The 16,700-nt window shown below is 67.4% G+C and carries 18 protein-coding genes; 6 read left to right on the top strand and 12 right to left on the bottom strand.

Annotated elements, in window-relative coordinates:
- Positions 1 to 46: 46 nt before the first annotated feature.
- Complete coding sequence (pcaG, locus tag HWD99_RS17535) at positions 47 to 607, bottom strand: protocatechuate 3,4-dioxygenase subunit alpha (RefSeq protein WP_241797479.1); 561 nt, start codon at positions 605 to 607, stop codon at positions 47 to 49.
- A 2-nt stretch (positions 608 to 609) separates the two neighbouring features.
- Positions 610 to 1,428 (bottom strand): protocatechuate 3,4-dioxygenase subunit beta, encoded by an 819-nt coding sequence (pcaH, locus tag HWD99_RS17530; protein ID WP_241797478.1) that lies wholly within the window; start codon positions 1,426 to 1,428, stop codon positions 610 to 612.
- Positions 1,429 to 1,562: 134 nt separating this feature from the next.
- On the opposite strand from pcaH, the gene HWD99_RS17525 reads away from it, so the two are divergent.
- Positions 1,563 to 2,315, top strand: a complete 753-nt coding sequence (locus HWD99_RS17525; RefSeq protein ID WP_241797477.1) for an IclR family transcriptional regulator — start codon at positions 1,563 to 1,565, stop codon at positions 2,313 to 2,315.
- Between the two features lie 88 nt (positions 2,316 to 2,403).
- Positions 2,404 to 3,582, top strand: coding sequence for a 4-hydroxybenzoate 3-monooxygenase (locus HWD99_RS17520; protein WP_241797476.1), 1,179 nt, complete (start codon positions 2,404 to 2,406; stop codon positions 3,580 to 3,582).
- A gap of 5 nt (positions 3,583 to 3,587) precedes the next feature.
- Here HWD99_RS17520 and HWD99_RS17515 read toward each other — a convergent pair whose 3' ends face one another.
- A complete protein-coding gene (locus tag HWD99_RS17515) occupies positions 3,588 to 4,244 on the bottom strand; it encodes a phosphatase PAP2 family protein (protein ID WP_241797475.1) in 657 nt (218 codons plus the stop codon).
- 182 nt (positions 4,245 to 4,426) lie between these two features.
- On the opposite strand from HWD99_RS17515, the gene HWD99_RS17510 reads away from it, so the two are divergent.
- Entirely contained in the window at positions 4,427 to 4,753 is a 327-nt protein-coding gene (locus tag HWD99_RS17510; RefSeq protein WP_241797474.1) for an NIPSNAP family protein, read from the top strand.
- Positions 4,754 to 4,848: 95 nt separating this feature from the next.
- Here the strand turns inward: HWD99_RS17510 and HWD99_RS17505 are convergent, their stop codons facing one another.
- Positions 4,849 to 6,222 (bottom strand): APC family permease, encoded by a 1,374-nt coding sequence (locus HWD99_RS17505; protein WP_374205486.1) that lies wholly within the window; start codon positions 6,220 to 6,222, stop codon positions 4,849 to 4,851.
- A 145-nt stretch (positions 6,223 to 6,367) separates the two neighbouring features.
- Positions 6,368 to 7,465 (bottom strand): alcohol dehydrogenase catalytic domain-containing protein, encoded by a 1,098-nt coding sequence (locus tag HWD99_RS17500; protein WP_241797472.1) that lies wholly within the window; start codon positions 7,463 to 7,465, stop codon positions 6,368 to 6,370.
- Positions 7,466 to 7,581: 116 nt separating this feature from the next.
- On the opposite strand from HWD99_RS17500, the gene HWD99_RS17495 reads away from it, so the two are divergent.
- Positions 7,582 to 8,973 carry a CdaR family transcriptional regulator gene (locus HWD99_RS17495; RefSeq protein WP_241797471.1) on the top strand — a complete coding sequence of 464 codons (1,392 nt, stop codon included), beginning with the start codon at positions 7,582 to 7,584 and terminating at the stop codon, positions 8,971 to 8,973.
- 59 nt (positions 8,974 to 9,032) lie between these two features.
- Here HWD99_RS17495 and HWD99_RS17490 read toward each other — a convergent pair whose 3' ends face one another.
- Positions 9,033 to 9,650 carry a hypothetical protein gene (locus HWD99_RS17490; RefSeq protein WP_241797470.1) on the bottom strand — a complete coding sequence of 206 codons (618 nt, stop codon included), beginning with the start codon at positions 9,648 to 9,650 and terminating at the stop codon, positions 9,033 to 9,035.
- A gap of 78 nt (positions 9,651 to 9,728) precedes the next feature.
- Between HWD99_RS17490 and HWD99_RS17485 the strand changes: the two genes are divergently transcribed.
- The gene (locus HWD99_RS17485; RefSeq protein WP_241797469.1) at positions 9,729 to 11,474 is read left to right on the top strand and encodes an alkaline phosphatase family protein; all 1,746 of its coding nucleotides are present in this window, start codon (positions 9,729 to 9,731) and stop codon (positions 11,472 to 11,474) included.
- An 89-nt stretch (positions 11,475 to 11,563) separates the two neighbouring features.
- Here HWD99_RS17485 and HWD99_RS17480 read toward each other — a convergent pair whose 3' ends face one another.
- The 6 genes from HWD99_RS17480 to HWD99_RS17455 form a co-directional block, all read right to left on the bottom strand.
- Positions 11,564 to 11,941, bottom strand: a complete 378-nt coding sequence (locus tag HWD99_RS17480; protein WP_241797468.1) for a hypothetical protein — start codon at positions 11,939 to 11,941, stop codon at positions 11,564 to 11,566.
- Positions 11,942 to 11,947: 6 nt separating this feature from the next.
- Entirely contained in the window at positions 11,948 to 12,421 is a 474-nt protein-coding gene (locus HWD99_RS17475; RefSeq protein ID WP_241797467.1) for a hypothetical protein, read from the bottom strand.
- A 141-nt stretch (positions 12,422 to 12,562) separates the two neighbouring features.
- Positions 12,563 to 13,306 (bottom strand): MarR family transcriptional regulator, encoded by a 744-nt coding sequence (locus tag HWD99_RS17470; RefSeq protein ID WP_241797466.1) that lies wholly within the window; start codon positions 13,304 to 13,306, stop codon positions 12,563 to 12,565.
- 465 nt (positions 13,307 to 13,771) lie between these two features.
- Positions 13,772 to 14,575, bottom strand: coding sequence for an SDR family NAD(P)-dependent oxidoreductase (locus tag HWD99_RS17465; protein ID WP_241797465.1), 804 nt, complete (start codon positions 14,573 to 14,575; stop codon positions 13,772 to 13,774).
- Positions 14,572 to 15,108: a hypothetical protein gene (locus HWD99_RS17460; protein WP_241797464.1), complete on the bottom strand. Its 537-nt coding sequence runs from the start codon at positions 15,106 to 15,108 to the stop codon at positions 14,572 to 14,574. Before HWD99_RS17460 ends, HWD99_RS17465 begins: the two co-directional genes overlap by 4 nt.
- On the bottom strand, positions 15,105 to 15,980 hold the full coding sequence (locus tag HWD99_RS17455; protein WP_241797463.1) for an AvrD family protein: 876 nt from the start codon (positions 15,978 to 15,980) through the stop codon (positions 15,105 to 15,107). Before HWD99_RS17455 ends, HWD99_RS17460 begins: the two co-directional genes overlap by 4 nt.
- A gap of 86 nt (positions 15,981 to 16,066) precedes the next feature.
- Here HWD99_RS17455 and HWD99_RS17450 point away from each other — a divergent pair, with 86 nt between their 5' ends.
- The gene (locus HWD99_RS17450; protein ID WP_241797462.1) at positions 16,067 to 16,669 is read left to right on the top strand and encodes a TetR/AcrR family transcriptional regulator; all 603 of its coding nucleotides are present in this window, start codon (positions 16,067 to 16,069) and stop codon (positions 16,667 to 16,669) included.
- Positions 16,670 to 16,700: the final 31 nt, after the last annotated feature.

Raw genomic sequence — 16,700 nt, 5'->3', positions numbered from 1 at the left:
GCGTCGGGAACGGTCGGCCCGATCGGCGGTCGCGTCCGCTGCCCCGTCAGTACGCAAGGAACACCGTCTCTCCCTCGCCCTGCAGGCGGATGTCGTGCCTGAGCCATCCCTCGGCGGTGCGCGTCGCGATCAGAGTGGCGCGCTCGTCGTCGGAGAGCGACGCGAGCAGCGGCTCGACGACGAGCGCTGCCGTGTCCTCCGGGAGGTAGATGCGCGTGTGCAGCTTGTCGGGCAGCCCGCGGGCGTAGACGATCGCGGCGAAGAAGGGCGCTCGCCCATCGGCGGCGCCCGGATTCCGGGTCCAGAACTCGTAGTGTCCCTCGTCGTCGGTGAAGGCACGACCGAAGCCGGTGAAGCTGTGGTCGTCGCGACGGAATGCGCCGCGTGCGCGAGGCACCTCGCCGTCGGCGTCCGCGCCGAAGATCTCGATGAAAGCGTCGGGGATCGGGTTCCCCGCGCCATCGCGCACCGTGCCGCCGAGGAGGATCGCACCGGGCGAGTGCGGGAAGGCGACCTCGTGCATCTTCGCGTACTCGACGCCGTAGGCGAAGAACGGCCCGACGGTCTGTCCGGGTGTGGCGCGGTGCGTCTTCGGCGGTGCCGACATGGTCAGTCCTCCTCCTGCTCGAACCAGGTTGCATCCGGCCCGTCGACGACGATGTCGAAGCGGTAGCCCGTCGACCGCTCCGGGGAGGTCAGATCGTGGTCGTACACGCCCACGAGCGCATCCCTGTCCTTCTGGCGCCAGATCGTGTTGTAGATCGGGTCGAGCGCGAAGAGCGGGTCGCCCGGGAAGTACATCTGCGTGACCAGACGCTGCGTGAACGACGACCCGAAGACTGAGAAGTGGATGTGCGCCGGGCGCCAGGCGTTGACGTGGTTCTTCCACGGGTACGGCCCGGGCTTGATGGTGGTGAACAGGTATTCTCCGGCGTCGTTCGTGATCGCGCGCCCGGCTCCGGTGAAGTTCGGGTCGAGCGGAGCCGGATGCTGATCCCGCTGGTGGATGTACCGGCCCGAGGAGTTCGCCTGCCACAGCTCGATGAGCTGGTCGGCGAGCGGACGCCCCCACGAGTCGAGCAGCCGCCCGCGCACCGTCATCCGTTCCCCCAGCGGCTCACCCGCGTGCTGAACGGTCAGGTCGGACTCGATCGCCGCGACATCGCGCTGCCCGAAGGCCGGGGAGAGCAGTTCGATCGTCTCGGGGTCGACGAGTCGCGGATTCTTCGTCGGATGTCGCAGGATGCTCGACCGGTACGGCGGGAAGTCGTGCATGGTCGCCGGGAGCGCCTCACCCGCAGCCTCACGATCGCGGAGAGAGGCATGCAGATCGGCGATCTCTCCGGTGATCTCGGACTGCGTGACCTGGTCGGGCGACGCGAGCAGCGACTCGGGCGCTGCGGCGGTCGTTCCGGGCGAGACGGTCATGGGTGTCTCCTTCGACACATGCGGACTGCGTTGTCAGCATCCTCATCGTGCACGGAAGCATGCGGGCGCTCATTCCCACTCAATGAGAATCGACCTCGCGGTGTGCGATGCTCGACGTGTGCCATGATCGCCGCATGGCCAACTCCTCCTCGGGCGACTCCGTCACCGAACGGCTGATCCGCGTGCTCGAGACCTTCACACCGACACGCACCGTGCAGACCGCCGCCGAGATCGGACGCCGCGCCGGTCTCCCTGCCTCCTCCGCGCACCGCATCGTCGGCGAACTGGTCGATGCGGGAATGCTGGAGCGCGACGACGACCGGAGAATCCGCATCGGCATGCGCCTGTGGGAGCTGGCGACCCGGTCATCGCACGCGCTGCGCCTGCGGCAGGCCGCCCTGCCGTTCATGGAACGGGTGCAGTCCCGAGTGCGCGAGCACACCCAGCTCGCGATCCTCGAGCAGGACGAGGCTCTGTTCCTCGAGCGCCTGAGCAGTCCGGATTCCGGATCGAACGTGACCAGGGTGGCCGGGCGACTCCCCCTGCATGCGTCGTCGTCCGGTCTCGTACTGCTCGCCTACGCCGACCGTGCGCTGCAGGAACGTGTGCTCGCCCGTGCGCTGCCCGCGGTGTCGCCGGAGACGATCACCGATCCGGTCGAGCTGCGACGCAAGCTCGCCGAGGTGCGGGCCGTCGGCCACGCTGCCGCCCCCGGGTACATCGAGGCGGTGTCGACGGGAGTCGCGGTGCCCGTGCACGACGAGACCGGGAACGTCGCCGCCGCCCTGTCCGTCGTGCTGCGACGCGACGATCCCGTCGAGCCGGCGCTGCGCGAACTCCTCTCGGCCACCCGAGACATCGAACGCGCGCTGGGCGGTCGGCGCTGACCCGGCATCCCATTCAACGGTAGAGATCGCTCCCTCGTCGTACGGCGAGCACAGAATGGCTCGCGATACGTCCGTCGAAGGAGACGCCATGACCATCACCGCCCGCACACGGGTCGCCATCGTCGGCGCCGGCCCCGCCGGACTGCTGCTCTCGCACCTGCTGGCGGACGCCGGCATCGACTCGATCGTGCTCGATCGTCGCAGCCGTGACGAGATCGAATCGACGATCCGAGCCGGGATCCTCGAGCAGGAGACGGTGCGCGTTCTGAGCGAGACGGGTGCGAGTGACCGGGTGCTCGCCGACGGCAGCCGCCATGACGGGATCGAGCTCCGGTTCGAGGGCGAAGGACACCGCATCGACTTCCCCTCGCTGACCGGGCGCAGCGTGTGGCTCTACCCGCAGCACGAGGCGCTCAAGGACCTGATCGCCGCCCGCCTGGCCGCGCGGCAGGACCTGCGGTTCGAGACCACGGTCACCGGCGTCGGTGACATCGAGACCGATCGCCCCTGGGTCACCGCCACCGCGGCAGACGGCGCCGACCTGCGGATCGAGGCGGAGTTCGTCGTCGGCGCAGACGGCTCGCGCAGCGTCGTGCGACCCGCGGTCACCGGGTCGTCGGGCGGGTACTTCCGCGAGTACCCGTTCGCCTGGTTCGGCATCCTGTGCGACGCACCTCCCAGCTCGCACGAGCTGATCTACAGCAACTCTCCCGCGGGGTTCGCCCTGATCAGTCAGCGCAGCCCGACGATCCAGCGGATGTACTTCCAGTGCGACCCCGGGGCCGACCCGAACGCTCTCTCCGAGGGGGAGATCTGGGAGGCGCTGCAGGCACGGGTGCCCGGCACGGCACTCGCCACGGGTCCCATCGTGCAGCGTGACGTCCTGCGATTCCGCAGCTTCGTGGCGCATGAGCTGCGGCGTGGGCGCGCCGTGCTCGTCGGCGACGCCGCGCACACCGTCCCGCCCACCGGAGCCAAGGGCATGAACCTCGCGGTGGCCGACGTCGTGCTGCTCGATCGCGCACTCCGGGCGCTGCTGCTCGAGAGCGACCACCGCCTGATCGACACGTTCGCCGAGACGGCGTCGACGCGCATCTGGAAGGCGCAGCACTTCTCCTGGTGGATGACGAGCATGCTGCACACCGCTGCCGATGCGTCGGCCTTCGATCGGCGCCGACAGCTCGGCGAGTTGAGGTCGGTGGTCGAATCCGAAGCAGGCAGGACCTTCCTCGCGGAGGCGTACACGGGCTGGCCTCACGAGGCCTGAGCGACCTACGGCATCGACGGGTCACCCGTGTCGCGCGTGCCCCGGTCGACCGCTCGCCGCCCCAGCGAGGCGTCCGACGCGAGCGTTAGCAGGACCGGAAGCGCCATTCCGAGGAGCGCACCGATCGCGACGTCGTGAACGTAGTGCACACCTTCCACGACCCGTCCGACGGCGACGAGCGCGGCGACGCCGATCATCGCCCCTGTCATCGCCGCTCTGCCGACGAGCACCGCGACCACAGCCACTGCCCCGAAGGCGAGGGTCGCGTGGTTCGACGGCAACGACCAGTCCCCGGCGGGCGGGCACTCCGTCGCCGTCGCCCAGCGAGAACAGGGCCGCGGCTGGGCGAAGAGCACCTTCACGCCTTCGCTCGTGACGTACGCGAGCACGACACCGATCGATGCAGCCACGGCGCGGGGACGTCGCGAGGGATACTTCCACCAGACGACGCCGATCACGGACGCCGTCGCGAGGGCGAGAAGCGCCAGTGCGACCTCGGACACGAGATCGACCCGGGGGACGAAGAAGCCGAGGGAACCCAGCCACCTCGTGGCCACCACGCTGAGACTTCCCGGAATCGGGACCAGGACCAGCATCATGGCCGCTGCGGCCACGATACCGAGGGGCATGAGCCGGCGGGCGATCACTGCGTCGGAAGGCATGTCTCGACGGTATGTGCGGGCTCGGCCCCGCGTCGTCAGACCGGGGATGTAGGTCGATCCCCCCGGAGAGGGAGATCAACGGAGACGCGAACCGCCGTCATCTGCCGCGCGGTCGGGCCCGGAACCCGCACGCGTTCCCGCTCCGTGCCCCGCGTGAGCCGGGCTCTGCCAAGCTGGACGGCATGATCACCGTTCACCTGCGCTACGAGATCGACCCGGACAAGCTCGACGACTTCACCGAGTACGGGCGCCGGTGGATCCGTCTGGTGGCGAAGCACGGCGGTACCCACCACGGCTACTTCCTGCCGAGCGAGGGCGACAGCGACGAGGCGTTCGCGCTGTTCACGTTCCCCTCCCTCGCCGAGTACGAGATCTACCGCACGGCATCGAAGACCGACCCCGAATGCGTCGAGGCCTTCGAACTGGCCCGCAGGACGAAGTGCATCCGCCGCTACGAGCGCCGCTTCCTCAGCCCCGTCTTCTCGGCCGACCCCGACGACGCCGACTGACACCCCGACGACCGGCTGACACCCCGCCCCGACGACCGAAGAGAGAAGCCCCCTCCGCGGAGGGGGCTTCTCTGTTCGTGGCAGCCGGATCCGAGTCAGCCGACTCCGTCCATCGCCGAGGTCTCGGTGTTGCCGATCCGCGCGATCACCTCGGGCTGACGCGCCTTCAGGTACCAGTACCGGGTGAGGGCTGCGAGCACGCACACGATGAACACATAGGGGATCACGTTGAACGGGAACGCCGGCACCGGGAACACGTTCGCGAAGAAGACGTAGGCCATGGTGGCGACGGCGATCGTCGCGCAGACCCAGACCAGCCCGTTCCGCATCCCTGCGCGCTGCGTGTAGACCACGCAGGCGATCGCGACGAGCGCATAGGCGACCATGTAGCCGTAGGTGCCCCAGGTGTTCACCCAGACCAGGATCTCCATCGGGTCGGCGCCCGCGATCAGGAAGACGATGTCGACGACCACGGCGAGCGCCCCGGCGGCCAGCAGCACGCGGTGCGGCGTGAGGTGGCGCTCGTGGGTGCGGCCGAACCGCTCGTGGACCACGCCCTCCTTGCCCATGACGTAGACGATGCGGCCGATGACGTTGAGCGGAGCGACGACCACGGCGAAGAACGACGCCGCGACGCCGAACGTGAGCACCGGCGCGAACCACACCGGCATGCCGATCAGCTCGGACATGCTCTCCAGCGGGCTCGCCGCGGTGGCCAGGTCGTCGCCGAGGACGGCGATCTGCGTGTACGCCGCGAAGACGTAGAGGATGCCGACGGTCAGCGCGCTCCACATGATGGCGCGGGGGATCGCCTTGTACGGGTTCTTCGCCTCACGACCGAGCGCGTCGGCGGACGAGAATCCGACGAAGCCCAGGATGCCGAGCACCATTCCCGCCGCGATGCCCTGGAAGGAGGAGCCCTCGGCGATCAGCTGTGCGGGATCCCACGCGTTCGGGCCTGCCCAGACGAGGGCGGCGATCAGCAGCACGAGGATGATCGCGACCGACAGCAGCTCGAGCACCAGGGACACCCGCGCCGAGAGCCGGATGCCGCGGATCGTGAACAGCGTCGCGAGCCCACCGAGCACGATCGCGAGGCCGATGCTCCAGCCGACGCCCTCGGCAGGCACGCCGAGCAGCGTGAGGAACTGGCTCATGTACGAGACCGAGCCCATGAGGGAGGCCGCCGCGATGCCGAAGCATCCGATCAGCAGCGCCGCACCCGCGAGGTATGCACCGGCCGGGCCGAGGCCCTTCGACACGTACGTGTAGAGCGAGCCGGCGGAGGCGTGCTTGCGGGCGAACACCACGACGCAGTAGCCGACGCAGAGGATCACGATCGTCGCGAGGCCGAAGGCGTAGATGGTGCCGTTTCCTGCGCCGAGGAAGATCGCGGCGGCGGTGAAGGCGATCACCGCGCTGGGGGCGATGTTGGCGATCGCCTGTGCGGCCAGCTCGGGGCCGCTCATCACACCGCGGCGGAGGCCCGCGTCGGTGGGCGCGGTCGGGGGCCGCTGGGGGGAGGTGGTGGTCAAGGGGTGCTCCTTCGCATCGGGTCGGTCGGAGTGGTGCTGTGGGGGGGATGTGGCGCTGTGGTGCTGTGCCGGGAGGCGATCAGGGAATGAGGAGAGTGCGCAGCGCCTGGCCGGATTCGAGCTCGGCGAACGCCTCCGCCGCCTCGTCCAGCGGGCGGCGCGAGGAGATCAGCGGGTCGAGGATCAGCTGGCCGTCCATGTAGCGGTCGACGAGGGCGGGGATGTCGATGGCCGGGCGCACCGAGCCGTAGTTCGAGCCCAGGATGCGCTGGTCGGCTTCGGCCAGCACGAGGGGCTCGAACGACGCGCGGGCTCCGGTCGGGGGCAGGCCGACGATGACCGCCGCGCCGCCGAGCCCGAGCATCTCGATCGACTGCTCGGTCGTGACGGTGCGGCCGATCGCGTCGAAGGCGTAGTCGACGCCGTCGGGCAGGAGGGCCCGCAGCTGCGCGACCGCATCGCCGTCCGGGGCGACGATCTGGTCGGTGGCACCGAACTGCGCGGCGAGGCGCGTCTTGTCCTCGCGCACGTCGATCGCGACGATCCGCTCGGCACCGGCGAGCCGCGCCCCCTGGATCACATTGAGGCCGACGCCGCCGCATCCGATCACGGCCACGAGTGCGCCCGGCTCGACGCCGGCGGTGTTCATCACGGCGCCGACACCTGTGGCGACGGCGCAGCCGACGACGGCGATGACGTCGAGCGGAGCGTCATCGCGCACCTTGATGGCGCCGGATGCGGGAACCACGACCTCTTCGGCGAACGACGAGACGCCGAGGTAGTGGTGGATCGTCTCGCCGTCCTTGCTCAGCCGCGAGGTGCCGTCGAAGAGCACGCCGAGCGGAGCCACGACCGTCGCCACCTTCTGGCAGCGCGCCTCGTGACCGGAGCGGCAGTAGCGGCACTCACCGCACGGCGGCACCCAGCTGAGCACCACGTGATCGCCGACCGCGAGCGAGGTGACGCCCTCACCCAGCTCGGTGACCACCCCGGAGCCCTCATGCCCCATCACCATCGGAGCGGGGGCGTCCCACTCCCCGCGCTTGACGTGCAGGTCGGAGTGGCAGACGCCCGCAGCGGCGATCTTCACGCGCACCTCGCCGGCCGCCGGCGGTGCGAGCTGCACCTCGGTGTGCTCGATCGGACTGTCGGTGTCGCGGAATACGATGGCCCGCATGTGGCCCCCTTCGTTCGTGTAGGTCGGGCTTCATCGTAGAAACGCGGCCGCTCTCGTGTCATTCATCGAAATGATGATCCGCGACGCCGAGACTCGACATTCCTTATACTGCGGATATGACGCGGGATCTGGCATCTGTCGCTCGCCTGCTCGGCGCGACCCTGGTCGACGGCGGCGCGCTGGGCCCGAAGGCTCCCGTGTCGAGCGTCGTCCCGCTGGTCGACTTCGCGGTGCTGCCGCATCCACAGTTCGCCACCCTCGTCGTGGGCACTCCCGCCGACATCACCGCCGCACTCGGCGGCGACGACCGACGCGATCAGCTGAGACTCGCCGTCGTCGTGGTCACCGGCCCCCTCGATGTCGTACCGGACGGCGTCACCGCGATCGTCGATCCGGATCTGGAGCCCGCCGTCGTGCTGCCCACGCTCCAGGCCCTGCTCGCCACGGATGCGGCGGCGGAGGACCGCGCCGTGCTCGCCGCCACGAAGGTGCTGGCACTCGCCGCCCGCCGCAGCGGAGTGGCCGGCGTCGTGGCCGAGCTCGCCCGGCGACTCGACGGCTGGGCGGTGCTGCTCGATCGCGATGCACAGCCCATCGCCTCGGCCGGCGCCGGCGCACTGCACATCGGGGATGCGGTCGCCGTCGCATTCAACCGACCGGTGCGGGTGCGGAGTCGGGCGCTGCAGGTGCATCCGGTCGGCACGGATGACGACATGTCGGCGTTCCTCGTCGTGACCGCGCGAAGCGGATCGACCAGCCGAGCCCGAGACCTCAGCTCGCAGGCGGCCGCCCTGCTCGACCTGCTCCTGCGCACCCACGACGGCAGCCGCACCGAGAGACTCGGCCGGGCCACGATGATGCGCGTCCTCGAAGACGGCGGGCCGACCGCCCTCGCGCTGGCGAGGGAGTGGGGCGTGCGGGAGCGCACCCTGGTCGCCTTCACCCTCTCGGCGCGGTCGTCCAGCGTCGACACCGAGCGGGTGGTCATCCACTGGCTCGAAGACCTCGGCGCCCCGCACCTGCTCTCCGCCGCACAGGGCACCGTGTCGGGTTTCGCGCGCGAGGAGCACATCGACGAGGTCGCCCGTCGCGCGACCGCCTTCTCGGTGCCGCTCCATCTCGGGCTCGGCTCCCCCGCTCCGATCGACGCGCTCGCGATCTCGACCGAGGAGTCCCGTCGAGCCCACGACGCCGCCGTCACCGAGAGACGTGCCGTCGTCCGCTACCGCGGCATGCCGACGGTCGACCTCGTGCTCGACAGACTCTCCCCCGCAGACTCACGCCGGCTGACATCCCTGCTCGAGCCGCTGCATGAGGCCGATCTGATCGAGACCCTGAGGTGCTTCCTGGCGGAGAACGGCGCGTGGGGGACGGCGGCGACACGCCTCGGGATCCATCGGCAGACGCTGACCGCGCGCGTGCAGCGGATCGAGCAGCTGAGCGGGCTGTCGATGTCGAGCGCGGACGACCGCGCCGCCGCCTGGATCGCGCTCCGGGCGTCTGCGTAGACGACGAACCGACTCGGTGCGCTCTCCCCCGTGCCCCCGTGCCGAGGCCCGCGCCAGAATCACTGATCCGCGATCGTCTTCCGAGCCCTGCGGCGAGCACCCACCGAGCGGTCGATCATGGCTGCAAGCCAAGCGCCACCGATACCCAACACGATCACGGCGGCGATCTTGGCCAAGGTGAAGGCGCCGGACGTGACGGAACTGTCGATGAGCGCTCGACTGATGATCGGTGGGACGACGATCAGCAGCAGCACCGCGTACGCGGCGTATCCCCGCTCCCTCACGATCAGCCACCCTCCGAGGGCCACCAGTAGCGTGATCATGCCTTGATCGAGCACGAAGACCCAGAGCTGAACCGGTTCGAGGACGTTCCCGACGCCCCTTTCGATTCCGATGGTCGCCCAGAGGAAGAGGACCACACAGGTGAGCGTGACTGCCGACAGCCGTCGCGCAGCCGATGCCGGGAACATCGAGAAGGCTGTGACGAAGAGTCCGAGTGTGAGCAGGAACTCGAAGAGATCGACGGCGGGAATGTCGGTGCCCAGGACGCCGGCATAGTTCGCTGCCTGGACGAAGGCGCTGTAGTCCGTCGCGACGCTCAGATAACCGGCGAACAACACCCCGACCAGGGCAGCACCGTATCGCGCGTTCGCGTCGAACTTCAGATCTCGGGACATGGCTAGACCCTAGCGAACGCTTGCATTCGGCCCCAGGTATGGAGTGGAATCGAGCCACGACGCGAAGGAGTTCAGCCGATGACGCCCTCACCCGCTGACGCGAGCACGCCGGAGATGTCCGGGCCCCCCACGCGGCGCGACTTCTTCCGTCGAGCAGGAATCGGCATCGCGGGGGCCGCGATCGGTGCGTCCGCTGGCGCAGCCGTGACCGCAGCAGCAACCGCCAATCCTCCCGAGTTCACTCCCCTTCCACTGCGTTCGACCCCCGGTTTCGATCATGTCGTCGTCGTCATGTTCGAGAACCGCAGCTTCGACAACATGCTCGGTCACCTGTACAGCGGCGAAGAGAAAACCCGCGCAGAGTTCGATGGCATCCCGCAGGGCTCGTACTCGAACGAAGGGCCGGACGGCGAAGACGTCGTCGCACACCTGTACGAAGGATCCACTGACGCGATCATGCAGTCGCCGCAACCCGACCCCGGCGAACATTACCCGCACGTGAACACGCAGCTCTTCGATGTGGTCGATCCCGAGTCCAACCAGGACCTCCGCGCGAACGGTCTCCTCCCGCCTTTCAACACACCGCCCGCCGGCAGCGCGCCCACGAACAGCGGTTTCGTGCGGGACTATTGCATCAACTTCGAGAACGAGAAGGGGCGACGCCCGCGGCCGGACGAGTACGGCGTCGTGATGGGCGGTTTCAGTCCGGCGATGATGCCTGTGCTCTCGACACTCGCTCGAGAATTCGCCGTCTACGATGCATGGCACGCCGCGGTCCCCTCACAGACCTTCTGCAACCGGCTCTTCTTCCACGCGTCGACATCGCACGGCTACGTCACGAATCACGGCGGCGACGGGTACGAGAAGTGGCTCGACGGCCCACCCGCGCCGACGATCTTCAACAGACTCCAAGACGCCGGAATCCCGTGGCGCGTGTACTACGACAGATCCCAGCTCGTCTCACTGACGGGGCTCCTGCATGCGCCGGTGCTGCAGCCGCACTGGAAGTCGAACTTCCGCGACATGAGCCAGTTCTACGAAGACGCACGCAACGGCGATCTTCCGGCATACAGTTTCATCGAACCCCGCATGGTCTTCAACCACAACGACATGCATCCGCCGTGGGGGGAGACCGTCCGCGAGAGCGAGGTCGACGAGGACGGCGAGAAGGTGCCGGTGTACAACAGCGCGCTTTCCGACGTCAGAGCGGGTGATCGCCTCCTCCAGGAGATCTACGACGCCATCCGCACGAGCGCGTCCGACACCGGCTCCCACGCGCTCAACACGGCGCTGGTCGTCACCTTCGATGAGCACGGGGGCACCTTCGATCATGTGCCCCCGCCGCCCGCGACACCTCCGGACCGAACGGGACCGGGCGAGATGGGTTTCGGGTTCGATCGACTCGGTCTGCGCGTGCCCGCCATCGTGGTCAGCGCCTATACGGCATCGGGGACGGTGATCCATGATGAGATGCATCACGGATCGGTCATCAACACCCTCTGCCGTCAGCACGGGCTGCCACCTCTGACTCTTCGCGATCAGACCGCGAATCCGATCTTCAACGCGATCAACCTGACCCAGCCTCGTCAGCCCTATACATGGCCTGCTCCGAAGGCCCTCTACGCGGGGCGCAACCCCGAAGAGGATGACGCGACCGCCGCAGCGACCACGCATAAGCACCGCCCGCTGACCGCCCCCGCGATCGGCCTCTCGGGCTTGCTCTTGGCCCGATACAACCCCGGGGCGAAGGCGCCGACCACGTATGCGGAGGCCTACCGCGACATCAGCAGATTCGGAAAGGGTCTCTTCGGCGTGCGAGATTGACGAAGGCGGTGCCACCGGAGGCCATCCCCGGCCCGGCGGCACCGCCCATTTCGGTCGTGTTGCAGAGCGCCTTCAATCCCCGAGCGATATCAGCTGAAGAAGCTGTTCGCGCGAGCCGTGTACAGCATCACGATGCCGGCCAGGGCGAGGAGGGCGGTGATGAGAGACCCGACGAGGACATTCGCATTCTGGTGGACGATCGCCTGGAGCACAGCTCCGACGATGGAGAGCGCCAAGGACACGGTGACGATCACTCGTGCGATGTTGCGGCCCCCGAACAGACCGAAACTCACGAGGAGTGTCACGAGTCCGACGAGCAGTGCGAACCATGTGGAGGGGATGGACACCGAGGCGACGGACAACACCCCGGTGAGAATGAGGATGCTGAGAAGAATCTGCAGCAGCGCAGAGAGCCAAGCGAGAACGGCGACGAAGGTGACGCCGGCCGGGCGGGAATTGGTAGCCATGATGTCCTACTTTCCTAGTTCTTCGAGGAGTTCGTTGAGGCCGAGGCCACCGATGTTCTGCGCCTCGAACTCGAGGACGTTGCCGGTGGTCGTGTCGGTGAGTTCGATGACGCGGACAGTGCCGCTGTGGCGAGTGTCGATCTTGAGGTCGGCACGGTCGATGTGAGCGACGAGTGCGAGATCCTTCCACCCGCCGACCAGACCCGTCTTGCCTCGGCCGAGCACATACAACTTGGTGGCCGAGACGGCGAGGACGATCGACGGATAGCTCCCGTGAGACGCACTGTGTGCGCGCTGTGCGAGCATGCTGCCCGCGACGCCCCACGCCATCTGGTTGTCGCCACCCAGCCCGACCCCGAGCGCTGCCCCGAGAACTCCGGACTTCGTGGATCCTCTCGGCATCACCACAGCGACATCGATCACCTCGTCATCAACCAGCACGGACTGCGCACCCTCTCGCGCGTGTTCTTCTCTCGACATTTCTGCCCCCTCTCAGTGTGTGATTCAGGACATTACTGATAAACATGGCCGGTGTCGATAGCACACAGAAAGTCGGTCGCAGCCCGACCGCCAGTGAGCAGGCTCTCGACCACGAGCGCTCCAGCGGACGGGCCCGTCCGATCAGCGGCTGAAGGACTCGATCTCAGAGAAGAGGGCCGAGAGGCGTTCGCTGTGGATCTCGATTCCCTCCGCGACTGCGGCGACCGCGCGCGATCCGTCCTCGGTCACCTCGAGCAGGACCGCTCGTCGGTCCGAGGCCAGGACTCCACGAGAACGACGGACGAATCCCTTCGCCAACAGCTGATCGGCGATGTAAGAGCCTCCGGCGGGTGTCACCTCGAGCGCGGAGGCGAGCATGGAGAGCCGGACACCTCCCGGCGTCGACGCGATGAGCACGAGGCCGGCCCGTTGCCTCGCCGCGAGCCTGCCCTGCATGGCGGCAGCAGGCATATGGTGCACGAGCGCAGCCCCTGCTTCGCACACGCGCCTGAGCAGGTCGAGGGCGTCGACCGATGGAGCGCCGGCATCGCCCTCCATCGCGACTCCGAGTCCGCGGCTGATCTCCTCGGCAAGAGACCGGCTGTGCCGGAAGAGCTCAGCGACCTGCGACCGGAGCTCGTCCGCGCGCGCATGTCCTTGTTCCTCCAGAAAGACCTCGATGACACGAGCATCATCAGCGGAACGCCGTGTGCCGACGAGTGCGTCTGCGTGCAGGCGCAGGACGAGGCGCGATACCGCCCGGCGCCCCAGCCCGCTCGCGTCGGCGAGCCGGCGAGTGGTGACCACTCTCTCCGACGAAAGGACGATCATCGCGAGGATCTCTTCGATCTCCGCCCAGCGGGTACCGAAAACACCGTCGATCATTCGCGTGATCTGATCGTTGAACTGCCCCAGAAGCTGCATAGCCCGGGCGCGCGCCATAGCGTCCACTATCGACTGCCCTTTCCCCCCTGCATTCAATCACGTCGTGACGACGCGCCCGAACTTCTCGACGTCGAGCACTGCGGCCACATAGCCTGAGAGCGCTCCCGCCGAGGCGAAAGGTGACACTGCGCATGGAAGGCCATCGCGAACACGACAACCCTGAGCGAGCGAAGCCGACGGACCGGCGGCCTGAAGCCACGCTCAGCACCGAGCAGGTCGATCAGGTTCTCGTTGCCGCTGCAGCTCATCCATGCAAGACGACTCCGCTGAGCGGCGTCGATCGAATGGATGGCCCTGTGGTTTGGCAGGGTGTGCCCATGTCATAACCGTTACAACTAAGCGTGTAAAGGAATCGACGAGGCGCCGCAGCGATCATGCGGACCTCATCGCTCCCGACGGCCGGCTTCAGCTCCGCCGCGCGAGGTCGCGCAGGCTCATACCGCCCGCTGGACGCGAGCCAAGCGCTCCTCCCCCGCTCACATCGAGTGTCGTTCCGGTCGTTCGCGCCGACGTCTCTGAGAGCAGGAAGGCCACGGCGTCGGCGACCGTGCTCGGCTCTGCAACGCCACCGAGGACGGAGAACGAGGAGAGGCGTTGTTGCACTTCCGCCAGCTGGAACGCGGGGTGGCCGTTGTCGGTGAAACCGGGAACGACAGTGTTGATGCGGATACCTCGCTCGGCGAGAGCGGGGGCAGCATGCCGTGCGAATGCCTCGATCGCTGTCTTGCTCATCGCATAGACGATGTCGCCGGGGCTGGAGAAGTGCGCGGCCACCGACGAGACGTTCACGATGCTCGAGCCCTCGCCCATCTTCTCCGACAGTCGCTGGCTGAGGAAGAACGGCGCACGCACGTTGACAGCGAAGTACTCATCGAAGTCTTCAGGCCGGGCTTCTCGCAGGCCCGGGCCCAACATCACCGCGGCATTATTGACGAGTCCAGCCAGACGCACAGAGCGGTGCTCGGAAAGCACGGTGGACACTGACGCGATGATCGCTTCGACGCCTTCGACACTCCGAAGATCACTCCGCACCACATCGAGCACCGAGGCTCCGAGTTCACGCTGGACGCGCATCGCCCGGGAGACGTCGGCCACATGATGAAGGACGAGCTTGTAACCGTCGGCCGCAAGCTTTCGGGCGATCGCCGTCCCGATGCCTCCCGTGCCCCCGGTGACCACCGCTAGCCTGCCAAAGGGTTCGCCCATCATGCGGCCTCGAGGAGTCCGAGAATGGACGCTGCGGTTCGATTGAGGGTCTCAGAGGTCTCGGACCAGCGCTGCTCATGGACGATGATGGCCAGCTGCCCGAGAGCCGCCGACACGAGAACGTCTGATGCTTCGTCGACCCGCGTCCCCTCCCGCAAAAGGCCCTGTTCCGACGCCCGCGACAGTTGCATCCGAATGAACCCGAGCCAGGTTCGGTACGGGCTGAGTCGGCGCTCGGGGAAGAACGTCCTCGACTCGAAGGTCATGCGCACCCCTGCGCGAACGCGGAGGTCCTGCTCGATGAGCCCTCCGACGGCGGAGAACGCTGCAACGATGGATTCCAGGGGTGGGACGTCACCGATCAACAGCGCTTCCTGCATGTCGCGCATCTTCGAGCGCTCATATTCGAACAGGGCAGTGGCTACCGGGTGCAGCTCTTGAAACACAGGGCTGGCGCGGGCGGCGGGCACGAGATCGACCACGGGCGATAAGGCCAGCTCTTCCTGGAGCGAGTCATTCGGGGTCCTCACGTTCACCGCGCTTCCCTTTCGATGTATGCCGCGCTGGCTTTAGCCCACACGCCGGTCGTCGCATGCGCAGCGACATGGACGTCGTGGACGACGCCGCGCGCAGTTCGATGCCCGCGATCACGTGTCAGCTGAGCAAAGGATCTCAGGTGTGTCCGGCCGTGACCAGGAGCCGGTATGCCCGCCATTTCGATGCGTCGCATCCACAGCATCTCGGCGTCCTTCCTCCGAAGCCCAGCATGGTGATAGGCGATCGCTTGAGTGAGCTGACCGAAGGTCGCGATGTAGTCGATCGCCGTCAAACCCGAATCGAAGTGCCACTCGGCGTTGACGCGCTGATCGGAGAACTCGATCACACTCGGCACAGCGGTCGGCGACTCACGAAGAGAACGCTGAGGCACTGGTTCTGCGACCTCTCCCCCGCACGCAGGAACCGGCTCGTCAGCGGCGACGCCAAGACGGACGTGCATCGTGCCGACGTCAGCGTCGATCGTGACCTGGTGAGATGACGCTTGCAACTGCGCGGTGACTCTCACGCGTTCGAGATCGGTGGTCGGCTGGCGGCCCGCGCGAAGGTCGAGACTTTGCACCCATGAACGGCGCAACCAGCGAGTGAGATCGGGTGGTGAGGTGTCCATGATCGCGTAACGAGCGAGGACGACGGCGTCGATAGAGGTCAGGTGCCATTCCGTCGGCTGCTGGGATAGATGAACGGAATATGTGAGATCGCCCGACGATGAGCCAGACACGAAAGCGTACTCCGTCTCCCGGTATCTGCCGGCGAAGTATCGATCCCGGGCCGGGCCGAGCAATTCCTCCCACCGTCGCTCTCCGCCACTGCGTGGCTCGTCTACCGACACCGAACTCGCTACGCCCGCCATGCCAGTTACGTTACATGCCGTCGTGTATTGCAGGGCGGACGGCATGCCTCACTAGGAGGTCATGGGTCCGCTGATATCGTCAGCGCATGAGTCAGAACCGTGTCGGACGGCCCCCCCAAGCGGGCATCAGCGATGCGCTGATCAGCGCTGCTGAGAGCGTCATGACATCTCAGGGCTACTCGGCGCTTACGGTCGACGCACTGGTGACCGTGGTGGGCACAACGCGACCGACGTTCTACCGCCGTTATCCGAGCGTTGCACACCTTGCCCTTGAAGTGATCATCGACCGTTTCGGCACCGGGCTGGAAGTCGATAACGGCAACCTGATAGACGACTTGATCGAGCTGCAACGCGCGGAAGTGGAGATGTTCCGCAGCGACCTCATGCGGCGGAATCTTCCAGGGCTGCTGGAGAGCATCCGGCTTCACGCCGACGTTGCCGAGAGCTATTTCGGGCGCTTCATCGCACCGCGACGGGAGAACGTCCTTCGCGTTCTGGAACTGGCGCGTGCCCGTGGTGAGGTCCGTGAAAGCCGAGACGACGACGAGCTCGCCTGCGACCTCCTCCTCGGGCCGGTGCTTGCACGTGCGATCGTGCCAACCGGGGTGGGGCTCGATGACGCCCTCGCTGTCAACACCGCGCGGGCTGTCGTGCACCATCTGGCTGCTCAGCAATCACGCACCGCGTGAGCACGCGCACTCGTTGCTCCCGCGGAGCGAT

Source organism: Microbacterium sp. C5A9 (assembly GCF_022627955.1).
Taxonomy (GTDB): domain Bacteria; phylum Actinomycetota; class Actinomycetes; order Actinomycetales; family Microbacteriaceae; genus Microbacterium.
Note: the sequence above shows the minus strand (reverse complement) of the source record. Positions and strands in the feature narration are given on the sequence as shown.

Excerpts from the sequence above, each read along its gene's own strand:
- HWD99_RS17500 (WP_241797472.1), bottom strand. The coding sequence starts at position 7,465 with ATGCGGGCCATCGTATTCCGCGACACCGACAGTCCGATCGAGCACACC.
- HWD99_RS17515 (WP_241797475.1), bottom strand. The coding sequence starts at position 4,244 with ATGCCTTCCGACGCAGTGATCGCCCGCCGGCTCATGCCCCTCGGTATC.
- HWD99_RS17480 (WP_241797468.1), bottom strand. The coding sequence starts at position 11,941 with ATGGCTACCAATTCCCGCCCGGCCGGCGTCACCTTCGTCGCCGTTCTC.
- HWD99_RS17505 (WP_374205486.1), bottom strand. The coding sequence starts at position 6,222 with ATGAGCGGCCCCGAGCTGGCCGCACAGGCGATCGCCAACATCGCCCCC.
- HWD99_RS17485 (WP_241797469.1), top strand. The coding sequence starts at position 9,729 with ATGACGCCCTCACCCGCTGACGCGAGCACGCCGGAGATGTCCGGGCCC.
- HWD99_RS17465 (WP_241797465.1), bottom strand. The coding sequence starts at position 14,575 with ATGATGGGCGAACCCTTTGGCAGGCTAGCGGTGGTCACCGGGGGCACG.
- HWD99_RS17520 (WP_241797476.1), top strand. The coding sequence starts at position 2,404 with ATGACCATCACCGCCCGCACACGGGTCGCCATCGTCGGCGCCGGCCCC.
- HWD99_RS17470 (WP_241797466.1), bottom strand. The coding sequence starts at position 13,306 with ATGATCGACGGTGTTTTCGGTACCCGCTGGGCGGAGATCGAAGAGATC.
- HWD99_RS17475 (WP_241797467.1), bottom strand. The coding sequence starts at position 12,421 with ATGTCGAGAGAAGAACACGCGCGAGAGGGTGCGCAGTCCGTGCTGGTT.
- HWD99_RS17525 (WP_241797477.1), top strand. The coding sequence starts at position 1,563 with ATGGCCAACTCCTCCTCGGGCGACTCCGTCACCGAACGGCTGATCCGC.
- HWD99_RS17495 (WP_241797471.1), top strand. The coding sequence starts at position 7,582 with ATGACGCGGGATCTGGCATCTGTCGCTCGCCTGCTCGGCGCGACCCTG.
- HWD99_RS17455 (WP_241797463.1), bottom strand. The coding sequence starts at position 15,980 with ATGGCGGGCGTAGCGAGTTCGGTGTCGGTAGACGAGCCACGCAGTGGC.
- HWD99_RS17490 (WP_241797470.1), bottom strand. The coding sequence starts at position 9,650 with ATGTCCCGAGATCTGAAGTTCGACGCGAACGCGCGATACGGTGCTGCC.
- HWD99_RS17450 (WP_241797462.1), top strand. The coding sequence starts at position 16,067 with ATGAGTCAGAACCGTGTCGGACGGCCCCCCCAAGCGGGCATCAGCGAT.
- pcaG (WP_241797479.1), bottom strand. The coding sequence starts at position 607 with ATGTCGGCACCGCCGAAGACGCACCGCGCCACACCCGGACAGACCGTC.
- HWD99_RS17510 (WP_241797474.1), top strand. The coding sequence starts at position 4,427 with ATGATCACCGTTCACCTGCGCTACGAGATCGACCCGGACAAGCTCGAC.
- pcaH (WP_241797478.1), bottom strand. The coding sequence starts at position 1,428 with ATGACCGTCTCGCCCGGAACGACCGCCGCAGCGCCCGAGTCGCTGCTC.